Below are 12,091 nucleotides of genomic sequence, written 5' to 3'. Positions count from 1 at the left end.
CTGAGGCTAAGCAAAGTAAGCATCAATGCGAGTATGTTACCCAGTCCCAGCAACAACGTGCCGAAAAAAGAACGGGTTGCGGGAAGGGTGGATTTGAACAGCTGATATGCCTCCGAACCACTCGCCTCACCCACCAGCCAGCTCCCCGTCAGAATAATGACAACCGAGATTCCGCCGCCGACCAAGGCCCGCTTTAAGTCAACTTTTACCTCTTCAATACCCATCGACCAGGTATCAAGATGGGATTTCTTTTTTTTGTCTTTTCCTATTGCCATACGCCTTTCCTCTTGGCTCTGCCAGCTTTTTATCCTCAACAAGTAAAAGCAAGAAATAGCAAAGATAAATCCTGAAGAGTTACTCACCTGTAACAATTTTGGCTTACTTACTGTAGTAAAATTTTGCCTTCTGCTGGCGAAGACGGGCAGGGTTGAACCTGTTAACACCTATCGTTTATGTATTAATATTCACAAACCGCGGGCGTAGGTAAAAGGCCGCGTTGTCCTCCCGGGTGTATTTAAAAATCATCTCTATTCTATAATAAGATCCACCAACCTGTTGCTCATCAACCGTTCCTCTTTTCGTTATAATGTAGCAAAACCGTTCTTTTGGTTCGTTCTGTATTTTCGCGCATTCAAAATCCTCACATATGTCTTATATGCTACGGGTTCAAATCCGCTCAGTCTTTGATTGATCAAATTTCCCGGCTTTGCAAAAGCCTCTCGTTATGCTGTAGCAAAACCAACCACAAGAAGATCCAAAAAGCAGCTATTACAATAGATTCATTAATTAAAGAAACTTCAGTCGTTACATTCGGCTAAAGTGATGTTTTAAGAAAATTATCAAGACAATTTCTCCGGAATCACACTCATGACAGTAAAGAATGATCTCAATAACATCCGAACCTTTTAAAATTACATACCACAATCATTTAATTAAAAAGTGAGAGGAGATTCGAAGTTTTTTTAAGTTCAACACAAGGTTAGAAATGACTATGAAAAAGAAAACTGCTATACCATATTACCGATTACCTGGTATCATACTTTTTACCAGTATTTGCCTGATAACGGGATGTCAAAATAATGATACTGATAAAGCAGAGCGTGAAAGACTTCAACAGGAACAGGAGCAGCAGCGAGAGTTGGTTGAAGAGCGGAAAGACACCACATACCGAAAAAGCCCTATCTTTGAAGCTACTCTTCAGGCCTCTAACGAGGCAAAAGAGGACACGCAAGGCAGCGGATCCGTTACCTTAACCCTGGAGGGCGACAGTATTCATATGGAGGGACAGTTTTCGGGCTTAAGCTCCGAGTATGCCGGCTCCTATATTCACCGGGCTTTACAAAGCGAGAGAGTGCAACAGCTGGATCCTACCCTGGACAATAACAAAACTTCAGGTTCCTGGGATTCCTCCTATAAACTGGATAAGGGAGAAATCTCAATGCTCAAAAAAGACAGCCTGTACATCAGCGTGTATTCAGCTGATTTTGACGACGGTGAACTTCGCGGACAACTTACGGTTAAGGAGGATTCCCTGGATAACGGCAATAACCAGCCGGAAATCAATTAATGAGATGTTTTCGTACCAGGCGGATATTTTTCATTAGAAAGGGACTGGGAATAACTCCCACCCTCAATGTAACAAAACCGACCACAGAGAAATCACAGCCTGGTTTACTTGCAGCCAACATATTTTTTTTTATTGTAGGTAAGACATTTTGATAGATCTACTAAACAATCATTAACAAAATCAACAAGAGCTCAACCATTATGGGAAAATTAAATAATCTTGAGGACCTTTTTCATCACCAGTTAAGGGATCTTTACAGCGCTGAAAAACAATTAATAAAAGCGTTGCCTAAAATGAAAAAAGAAGCCGATAATGATAGCCTGAAAAAGGCTTTTGAGGATCATCTCGAAGAAACAAAGAATCAAAAAAAACGTCTCGATGAAATAGCTGACATACTTGACATTGATCTTTCAGGAGATACCTGCGAGGCAATGAAAGGCCTCATTGAGGAGGCTGAAGAATTCATCTCGGAGGATGCGGCCCCCGAAGTTCGTGATGCCGGGTTGATTGCTGACGCTCAGCGTGTAGAGCACTATGAAATTTCTGCCTACGGCACCGCCGTTCACTATGCGGAGGCTCTAAACCATGAGGAAGCAGCTGAAAAATTACAGGAAACCCTGGACGAGGAGTCGTCGGCCGACGAGAAGCTCAATGATCTTGCGGTCGATAATGTAAACAAGCAGGCCAAGAACAACTAAGTATCCTGCGTTCTTTATAGCATATGGCATTGACATTGATGTCAGGGAGTACAGAATATATAATACATGAACAAGTCTGAAAATAGTATCCTATACTGCAGTGGAAACGCTGCTAATCCCTTACTTCATATCCATAAATGAGGGTAAGGCGGGTGCCCCGGCTATCATGCCGGGGCACCTCTATTTTAATGAATGAGGGCTTTAAAAAACCAGGGTTTCTCGATGTGGATCATATCAACTTAATTTAAATCATAAAAAATGATATACAACCAGACCAAAAGTACCTGCCGAAAATATAAAGGCGATCAGTGCTACAAGTCCGTCTTTTGTTATCAGTGACAGACCGAAAGCTGTGAGAGCCGCGCCAGCAACATTGGCACTGAAAGGTATAACTTCCATGGCAGGCATAACAGCAGCAATACAGATACACACCACCGCAATTATATAGACTGCAGTCCCCCGGATAAATATTGTGAGGCGAATACTTAACCAGCGATCCAGGAACCGGGCAGGTTTGCGCATCCATTCAATGCCCTTTAAGATTTTATTTTTATGTATGGATTGTTCAAGCAACCACCGGGGAAGCCAAAAATGTTGCTGCCGCAATAGTAACTGTCCCGCTGCCAGCAATACAAATATGCCCATAATGGAAGGGACTCCCGGTATATCTCCTATGACGGGGGCAATTGTAATTAACCCGGCTAACAATAATAACGGGCCGAATGAACGGCGGCCCACCGTATCCAGTATTTCATTCAGGGAAACTTGATCTTTACCGTTATCCGCCGCTTTCTCAATTTGATCTAACAGTTCAATTAAAGTTGAAGGTTTTTTATTCATAATTTCTCACATTTTTTTACGCTGTTTTCAATTACTACCATAAAGCCGTTGTTCCTCATATGTCCGGCAAACGGGCCCAATGCAAAAACAGACCTTATTAACGTTAATGGAGCGCATAGAACAACAAAGATTTATAGGCAGAAACAGGCCGATACAAAATCTGACGGCAAAACTCATATGGTAACTAAACAGCTTAAAAGACCCTGAGCATTCGTACTACATTAATCGGAACGCCGGGGGTAACAAAAACCGTGTTCTTTATCTACAGGCAAAGTAAATCAAACCCTTTAATAAAAGAGGTCATTATGTCAAATCTTGATGCACCCGTTCACAATACGCCTTACAACGAAGAAGAATTAGATCATTTCAAAGAGCTCCTGCTGCAGGAACGTAAAGAGGCCATTGCGGATGAAGAAATAATGAAGGAATCGGTAGAAGATCCAAAGGCTGTAAATGATGATGAAGTTTCCTCACAGGATCATCACCCGGGCGATTTGGGAAGTGAAGAACAGGAAAGAGAAACAAATCATATTTTAAGGGAACGCAACCGCCAAAAAATAGATGAAATTGACGCCGCCCTCAAACGCATCGAGAACAAAACGTATGGTGTTTGTGAGGATACAGGAAAAAAAATTCAAAAAGAACGGCTGGAGGCGATCCCTTATACCCGCTTTAGTGCCGAAGCCCGCAAAAAAGACGAAACGGATCACCCGGGACCGCGGACATGAAAATGCTACATAACTTAATTTGTCTCTTCGAATGTTAGGGAACACATCAGTTATTTCTCCGGTATAAATTGGACAGCTAAAATAAAGCCAGAATATTATGAGCGAAAATAATCTTATAGCGAAGGATAAGAGAGTTCGAAAGAATACTTCGGATTCAGCTAACTTGAAAATTGACGAAGAAATACTAAATAATATAAAACGCTATTCTGATCTCCAGGAACAAGAGATTACACGGCGTATTAAGGAAGTTGACGAAGAATGGGATATTGAACGTTACCTGGAAATAAATATGTCCACATTAGCTTTGAGTGGAATCGCTTTATCCATTTTCGGGAATCGCAAATGGCTGGCTCTGCCGACCGTTGTGCTTGGCTTCTTTGCACAGCATGCTCTTCAAGGGTGGTGTCCGCCTGTGCCCATTTTCCGTTATTTTAAGGTCAGAACGCGCAATGAGATAAATCAGGAAAAACATGCCTTAAAAGCGTTAAGGGGCGATTATAAAAACCTGCATTCGGCCGAAGAAGCTTTTGTCGCTGCCAAAAAGCGGGGAAAATAAAAAAGGAATGAGGAGGTGCTCGTATTCTTTCAGTAAAACAGGCAGCTGTGGGGAACAAAAGCCTCGGGGGTGTTCTATAAAAATAAATCCCGCTTAACCTCAGGAAAATATGACAAGTGTCCCGACAGGGCTGGATTAAAAAACAGAAAATAATGCTAATAAAAATTTAAATATTATGTCAGATAATCGAAGATCAGCGGAAGACGAGGAACCCCAGGAAGAATTTGTCAATGACGGGTCCGGAGAAAAAGAGAATGAAGAAAATAACGGGTCCAATAAATTAAAGCTGGAGGAATGGCCACTTCAGGAGTTACAGCAAAAAGCCCAGGAAGAGAATATAGACGACTATGAAAAGTTGGACAGAAAGGAGTTGATTGAAAAGATCCAGCAGCGCAGATAGCGTCTCATTCGTTAAGGCTATTTAGTTTCGTAACTAATAAAGAGCGCTTAAATTGAGCCCGTTTTTTTAAAGTGCCAAACACCGGCCCCGGGGAGATCATGCCGGTGTTTACTTATAATATGAGAGAGTTATCTGGACTCCATGCACCATGCTAAAAAAATAAATATCCTGACTATTATTCACGGCCTCTATTTCGGGTTTACAGGAATCTGGCCGCTTGTCCATATGAGGAGTTTTCTGTTTGTAACCGGACCCAAAACAGATTTATGGCTGGTTGAAACCGTGGGAATATTAGTATTGGTGATCGGACTGGGCTTGGTTGCAGCGGGCCTTCGTAAACAGGTGTCCTTCCCGCTAAGTATTATTGCCATCGGTAGTTCGGTGGGACTGATGATCATAGACGTCGTCTATGTATGGTCCGGGGTAATTCCGCCTGTTTATCTTTCAGATGCCCTGCTTGAAGTTGTGCTGATAACTGCCTGGATTATTTACATATATCAAAACAGGTTATGGGAAACCCGGTATACATAGTTCATTTATCTGTTTCTGATACAGATACACACGCCCAGGCCATGGGACGTCGTTGCTTTTTTACTGCATCGACCAGGTAAGAGTTTTTTTCAAACCGTCACCTTTTTGATAACTTTTTACTTAAAACGAGATTAACATTATAATAAGGATGTCCACCCGTAAATTTTACTGAAGGAGAGAGTATATGGAGACTATAAAATCGATATGGCATCATTTTTCGGACAAACACGACTTCCCGTCTTTGGGACAAAACATACAAACAGAAGTTGCCGTTATTGGCGGGGGAATCACCGGTATAACTACCGGAAAACTGTTAGCCCGTGCAGGGTTTCCTTCGGTTGTGTTAGAAAGTAACGCTGTTGGCTCCGGCACCACAAGTTACAGTACGGGTAATTTATATTATACGGTCGACGATCAGCTTTCATCCCTGGAGGGGAAATACGATATAGACAGGGTTAAAAGAATCGCAGCGTCACGTTCAGAAACATTGCAGCAGATGACCCGCTGGATTCAGGATCTATCACTCGATTGCGATTATAAAAAAGTACCCTGGTATCTGTACAGCAGCAATAAGGAAAATATGAAGACTATCAGGGATGAGCTGCAGACAGGTAAGGAGGCGGGGCTCTCAGTCAGAGAAGCGAATATCCATGAAATTCCTTTTTCACTGACAAGTGCTATTTCCATTCCTGCTCAGGCTCAGATCAACCCGATGCGGTATGTTCAGGAACTCGCAGCAACGATAAAAAACGCGAACTGCCAAATTTACCAGCATAGCCGGGTGTTATCTATCCAGCGGAAAAACGGGGAGTATCTTTTACAGACATCCCGGGGGGATGTCACCGCAAAAAATGTAGTCCATGCCACCCATACACCCAAAGGAATTAAGTTTGTACAGACCCTGCTGGGCCCCTACCGGGAATACGGGATAGCCTGTAGGATCAACGGTACAAATCATCCGGAAGGTATTTTCTGGGGCCTATATAATGAGGGAACCGTTATTTCTTCTCGAACCTATCGCAGAAACGGGGAAACCTATTTAATTATCGTAGGCAAACCACACAAAGTGGGACACAAAGAAAATAACGAAGAGATTATTGCTTCTCTTGAAGAGTTCGCACAAACCCACTTTGACGTACAGGAAACCACTTTTCGCTGGGGTGGTCAGCATTATCGCCCTGCGGATCTATTGCCTTTTATCGGCCCGGTTAAAAAAGGGTCCACAGAGTTTATAGCCACCGGCTATTCCACCGACGGATTGGTTTACGGCACGCTGGCCGCTCACATCCTGACTGACATGATTACCGGCCAGGACAATAAATGGGCTGATCTCTACGATTCCACCCGCAAGCAACCTCTCAAATCAGGTCCGAAATTTTTAAAAGAAAATATCGACGTAGCCTCTCATTATATCAAGGATATGGTCGGTCCCGGGGACTTTCCGGTTAAGGAGCTGAAGAAGGGAGAAGGAAAAATTATTAAAAAAGAGGGAAAAAGGTTGGCCGTCTCCCGCAACGAAGATGGGGAGCTGGAAGTTATCTCGGCTGTCTGTACTCACATGGGATGCAATGTGCACTGGAATAACGCTGAAAAATCATGGGACTGTCCCTGCCACGGCAGCAGGTTCAGTACCGATGGCACGGTACTCGAAGGCCCCGCTTTAGACCCACTCCCAAAAAATCCTATTCGCATGTAAGTTGCAGCTGGTAACAAGAAGTGACCTTTTACTGTCTGGGGCCTTGTGAAATACGTGTGATTTGATCCTTAATGCCATGATGTTATAGCGGACTGGCGACATTTTCATGCTTTGGCAACCTCTTGGGAAGGGTCACAAAAATAACTACAACTAAACCACAAAATGTGCTTGGCTGCCGCTCAGATCTATTTCTTAAATTAAAAGCAGCTCCTTCACCGAGGGTAATCAAGTCTTTTAAACATTTTTTAGTCCAGCTACCGGACATTGTATACATCAACCATAGCGCCGGCTATCCGCAGAATATCGAATAAAAGAAAACAAAAATGACCATATCAAATAGTGGTACTACCCATAAAATCAATTCTGTTGCAGTTATCGGCAATTACCTGCCGCGCCAGTGCGGCATTGCAACATTCACAACCGACCTGGTTCAGTCTCTTTCGGCACAGGGCTACCGGTGCCGGGCACTTGCTGTAAATGACCGGCCAGAGGGATATGATTACCCGGACGAGGTACGTTTTGAAATTAACCAGGATCAGCTGTCACATTATCATACGGCAGCCAAATTTCTGAATACCAATGAAGTTGATATTGTCTCGTTGCAACATGAGTTCGGAATCTTCGGGGGCAAATCGGGCGATTATATTCTGACGTTACTTGAAAGACTTAAAATGCCGATCGTAACGACACTCCATACGGTGTTAACCGAGCCAACGACGAAACAGCTGAAGATAATAAAACGGCTGACCAATCTTTCGGACCGGTTTGTGGTGATGAGCAAGAATGCCATAAGTATTTTGGAGACGTTGTATGATGTGCCCAGAGAAAAAATCACCTTTATTCCCCATGGAATACCCGACATGCCTTTTGTAGATCCCAATTATTATAAAGATCAATTTGATTTACTCGGGCAAAAGGTACTCCTGACTTTCGGGCTCCTTTCGCAAAACAAAGGTATCGAATATGTCATCAAGGGCCTGCCCGGTGTAGTTGATCGATTTCCCGAGCTTACCTATATCGTTCTGGGTTCCACTCATCCTCACGTCCTGGAAACGGAGGGCCAGAAATACCGGAAATACCTACAGCGTTTGGTTCAAGACCTGGGACTGGAAGACCATGTACGATTTATAAATGAGTTTGTGCCATTTGACAAACTCTGTGATTACTTGTCGGCCACTGACTTGTATATTACCCCCTACGTTGACGAACAACAAATCACTTCCGGGACATTGGCCTACGCCGCCGGGACCGGCAAAGCGATCATCTCTACCCCCTACTGGTATGCCAAAGAAATGCTTGCCGACGGGCGGGGCCGGTTGATTCCCTTCAAAGACGAAGAAGCAATGGGCGAAGCTATAGTGGAAGTATTTGAAAATGATGCTGTGCGTCACCAGATGCGCAAACGTTCTTATGATTTTAACCGTAACGCAACCTGGAAAGAAGTGGCTTTGCAATACATGGAAACCTTTCAGGACGTAAAACTTAATCGCGCCCGGTGCCCCCGCCCCCATAACGCTTCTCATCCCGACTGTTACTATGCAAAGAACGATAAAAAGAATCTTCCCAGGCTAAAAATAAATCATCTTTTAATACAGACGGACGACACCGGCCTGTTACAGCATGCTACATTTACTGTTCCAAACCGCAACCACGGGTACTGTACGGATGACAATGCGCGTGCCCTCATCGTCGCTATCCAGGCCCAGGAATTATCACAGCTAAGCGAAGAGGATCTGCTGCAACTTGACATGCTTGTTAACCGTTATCTTAGTTTCATATTACATGCCTATAACCCGGAAAACGGGCGTTTCCGCAACTGCATGAGCTATTCGCGTCAATGGTTGGAATCCGCCGGATCAGAAGATTCCCACGGCCGGGCTTTATGGGGGCTGGGCGTGGCGGTTGCCCTGGCCAAACAGCGATCCAATTTATCTTTAGCCTCGACGCTATTTATGAGGGCACTCAAAATCACCGAATCCTTCCAGTCCCCGCGTGCCATCGCATTCACCATGCTGGGAATTGACGCTTACCTAAAAACCTTTTCAGGTGATTCAAAAGCACGGCGCATTTACTCAGTGCTTGCCGAAAAACTTTTCTCCCAGTTTGACGCCCATGCAACACCGGACTGGCCCTGGCTGGAAGATATCGTAGCGTACTCAAACGGCAAATTGCCCCATGCTCTCATAATGGCAGGTGATACATTACAACGTAAAGATATAAAACAAATGGGTCTTCGGGCGCTAAACTGGTTGTTCGAAACACAATCAGAAAACGGCCACTTGACGCCCATTGGTAACCAGGGCTGGCACGTACGGGATATTCACAAAGCTCGGTTTGACCAACAGCCGCTGGAAGCCAATACGCTTCTTGAAGCATCTATTGCAGCTTATAAAACAGAAGGCAGTAAACACTGGCTCGGGCGAGCTGAAGTTTGCTTCAGTTGGTTTTTGGGCAACAACGATTTAAACCTGTCCATATATGACTATGAAACAGGAGGCTGCCGCGACGGCTTACAAGTAGATAACGTCAACCAAAACGAAGGCGCCGAATCAACGCTGGCCTGGCTGCTCTCATTGATCGCCATGTACCAACTGGCCGAGGAAGACGTTTCTCTGTCTTCAAAAAGGATAAAGCATATGAAAATAAACAATTAAGTATACTCATTGTGCGAATTGCTATACTTTCAACTATTGCCTGGCGAACCCCGCCCCGTCACTACGGTCCATGGGAGAGCGTAGCTTCCAACCTGACGGAAGAATTAGTTGCGCGGGGGCATGATGTCACGCTCTATGCTACCGGTGATTCTGTAACCAATGCCACATTGAAAGCGGTCTGCCCATACGGCTATGAAGAAGATTCCGAAATCATACCCAAGGTTTGGGAATCATTACATATCTCGAACTTATTTGAAGAGGCCGACCAGTTCGATATTATTCATAACCACTTCGACTTCCTGCCACTCACCTATTCATCAATGACCAAGACTCCGATCGTCACGACGATCCATGGCTTTTCTTCCCCCGGTATCTTACCGGTTTATCGAAAATATGATGACAGGGTGTATTATGTCTCTATCAGCGATGCCGACCGGGCAGCAGAGTTACATTATACTGCGACGGTTCATCACGGTATCAATATTGAGGAATTCCACTATCAACCTCATGCTGACGATTACCTTTTATTCTTTGGTCGTATTCATCCCGATAAGGGCGTGCGCGAAGCGGTTGAGATTGCCCTCTCCTGTGACAGACCTCTCATCATTGCAGGTATTATCCAGGACCGGGATTATTATAAAAAATATATAAAACCTCACCTTACCCCCGGCAGAATAGAATATGTAGGAAGTGTGGGCCCGGACAAACGCAGTCCGCTGCTCGGTAATGCCGCAGCTATGTTACATCCCATTCATTTCGAGGAACCTTTTGGGCTCTCAGTCGTTGAATCCATGGCTTGTGGTACCCCCGTTATTGCTTTTAACAAGGGCAGCATGCCGGAGCTGATTGATCACGGGCAAAATGGGTTTTTGGTGGAAAATGTAAGCGAGGCAGTGGAAGCTATTAAAAAATTAAAAGCTATCCGGCGATCTGACTGCCGGGAACACGTTAAGCGGTTTTTTACGGTCGACCATATGGTTGATAACTATGTAGATACCTATAACAAGATACTATCGACTAAAGAAAGTAATATAGAAGTCAACTAAATTATTTTTAATGAGAAGTCAGAAGAATCAACATGTCAGAACCTGTGATTAATCGATACGAAGGCAACCCGATTTTAACTTGGAATGATGTGCCTTATCCTGTCGGTACCGTCCACAATGCGGGAGTTGCCAAACGTAGCGGCAAGTATATTATGCTGTTTCGCTCCCACAAATACAATGGCCGCTCTATTATCGGTAAAGCTGTAAGTGATGATGGATATGATTTTGAGGTGGATGAGGAGCCATTTATGACACCGGCAGAAGAGGGTGTATTCGCTGAATATGAGGCTTTTGGTGTCGAAGATCCTCGAATATGTCCTTTCGAAGATCACTATCTAATCTGCTACAGTGCATATTCCAAATATGGGGTTCGTATAGGGTTGGCCCGTACCGATGATTTTGAAACGCTGGAACGACTCGCCTTTATCAGTCAGGCCGATATGCGCAATGTGGTAATTTTTCCTGAGAAAATTGGCGGGCGTTATGTACGGCTGGATCGTCCGCATTCTGAAATTAATCCGTGGTCAATATGGATTTCGTACTCAACAGATCTGCTGCATTGGGGAGAATCAAAACTGGTTATCGAACCACTTACCTACCACTGGGATGAAATGAAAGTAGGACCCGGCGCTCCGCCCATCAAAACGGAGCAAGGATGGCTGAATATCTATCACGGTGTTTTTGAAACGATGGCCGGGGCAGTGTATCGACTGGGTGCAGCACTGCATAAATTGGATGACCCATCTGAATTGGTGGGCATAGCGGATCCATGGATCCTACGACCTGAAGATCCCTGGGAACGAACCGGGTATGTACCCAACGTTGTTTTTACCTGTGGAACAATACCCGAGTCTGATGACTCTGTTAAAATATACTGGGGAGGGGCCGATACCGTTATGTGTGTTGGAACAGCTCAACTCAGTGAGCTGGTTCAGCTTTGCATCGATCAGCCGCGAACAAATAATTCATCTGTTTAATCAAAAACTTTTTTTAGAAAGAATGGGAAAAACATCCACGAAACTTGAGGTAAAACGTAAGGATCATGTCATAGAACGGGATATTTCCCGGGTTATTTGTCGTTTACTCATCCATGGAGGAAACCCGGCAAGAGTAAAAAATATTTACTATCGTATTCTTAAACTGGGCGATTCGGAAACCACAAAATTACTCAACAAGGTTTTGGATGAATTTGCCGAAAGGCATAAAAATATCCGGGAGACGTTCCACCGGTATTATGAAAAAGTAAGGGCTTATATACCGTCTCAGAACGGAGCACCTTTAAATCGAGACCGCAAGCTGTTGATCGGGGCCTATTTTTCGATGGAATACTCCCTGGAGTCTGCAGCGCTTTTCAATCCCTCGATTGTCCCCCATC

At 44.3% G+C, this 12,091-nt stretch carries 11 protein-coding genes and 2 pseudogenes; 11 read left to right on the top strand and 2 right to left on the bottom strand.

Annotated elements, in window-relative coordinates; genetic code table 11:
- Positions 1 to 275: pseudogene (locus tag ACESLU_RS06380) on the bottom strand (hypothetical protein); the annotation flags it as partial.
- Positions 276 to 991: 716 nt separating this feature from the next.
- Between ACESLU_RS06380 and ACESLU_RS06375 the strand changes: the two are divergent.
- The gene (locus ACESLU_RS06375) at positions 992 to 1,567 is read left to right on the top strand and encodes a CHRD domain-containing protein (RefSeq protein WP_372636740.1); all 576 of its coding nucleotides are present in this window, start codon (positions 992 to 994) and stop codon (positions 1,565 to 1,567) included.
- 200 nt (positions 1,568 to 1,767) lie between these two features.
- Complete coding sequence (locus tag ACESLU_RS06370; protein ID WP_372636737.1) at positions 1,768 to 2,265, top strand: ferritin-like domain-containing protein; 498 nt, start codon at positions 1,768 to 1,770, stop codon at positions 2,263 to 2,265.
- A gap of 249 nt (positions 2,266 to 2,514) precedes the next feature.
- Here the strand turns inward: ACESLU_RS06370 and ACESLU_RS06365 are convergent, their stop codons facing one another.
- Positions 2,515 to 3,105, bottom strand: a complete 591-nt coding sequence (locus tag ACESLU_RS06365) for an exopolysaccharide biosynthesis protein (RefSeq protein WP_372636734.1) — start codon at positions 3,103 to 3,105, stop codon at positions 2,515 to 2,517.
- A 305-nt stretch (positions 3,106 to 3,410) separates the two neighbouring features.
- Here ACESLU_RS06365 and ACESLU_RS06360 point away from each other — a divergent pair, with 305 nt between their 5' ends.
- The 9 genes and pseudogenes from ACESLU_RS06360 to ACESLU_RS06320 all read left to right on the top strand — a co-directional run.
- On the top strand, positions 3,411 to 3,833 hold the full coding sequence (locus tag ACESLU_RS06360) for a TraR/DksA family transcriptional regulator (protein WP_372636731.1): 423 nt from the start codon (positions 3,411 to 3,413) through the stop codon (positions 3,831 to 3,833).
- A 97-nt stretch (positions 3,834 to 3,930) separates the two neighbouring features.
- Positions 3,931 to 4,389, top strand: a complete 459-nt coding sequence (locus tag ACESLU_RS06355; RefSeq protein WP_372636728.1) for a hypothetical protein — start codon at positions 3,931 to 3,933, stop codon at positions 4,387 to 4,389.
- Positions 4,390 to 4,564: 175 nt separating this feature from the next.
- Positions 4,565 to 4,789, top strand: a complete 225-nt coding sequence (locus ACESLU_RS06350; RefSeq protein WP_372636725.1) for a hypothetical protein — start codon at positions 4,565 to 4,567, stop codon at positions 4,787 to 4,789.
- 141 nt (positions 4,790 to 4,930) lie between these two features.
- Positions 4,931 to 5,320 (top strand): hypothetical protein, encoded by a 390-nt coding sequence (locus tag ACESLU_RS06345; RefSeq protein WP_372636722.1) that lies wholly within the window; start codon positions 4,931 to 4,933, stop codon positions 5,318 to 5,320.
- Positions 5,321 to 5,504: 184 nt separating this feature from the next.
- Positions 5,505 to 7,016, top strand: coding sequence for an FAD-dependent oxidoreductase (locus ACESLU_RS06340; protein WP_372636719.1), 1,512 nt, complete (start codon positions 5,505 to 5,507; stop codon positions 7,014 to 7,016).
- 323 nt (positions 7,017 to 7,339) lie between these two features.
- Entirely contained in the window at positions 7,340 to 9,670 is a 2,331-nt protein-coding gene (locus tag ACESLU_RS06335; RefSeq protein WP_372636717.1) for a glycosyltransferase family 4 protein, read from the top strand.
- Positions 9,671 to 9,681: 11 nt separating this feature from the next.
- Positions 9,682 to 10,716, top strand: a complete 1,035-nt coding sequence (locus ACESLU_RS06330; protein WP_372636714.1) for a glycosyltransferase family 4 protein — start codon at positions 9,682 to 9,684, stop codon at positions 10,714 to 10,716.
- A gap of 32 nt (positions 10,717 to 10,748) precedes the next feature.
- Complete coding sequence (locus tag ACESLU_RS06325) at positions 10,749 to 11,693, top strand: glycoside hydrolase family 130 protein (protein ID WP_372636711.1); 945 nt, start codon at positions 10,749 to 10,751, stop codon at positions 11,691 to 11,693.
- A gap of 22 nt (positions 11,694 to 11,715) precedes the next feature.
- Positions 11,716 to 12,091 (top strand): annotated as a pseudogene (locus ACESLU_RS06320) (glycosidase); the annotation flags it as partial.

Source organism: Fodinibius sp. (assembly GCF_041642155.1).
GTDB lineage: Bacteria > Bacteroidota > Rhodothermia > Balneolales > Balneolaceae > Fodinibius.
This window is presented reverse-complemented; position numbering and strand designations above follow the sequence as displayed.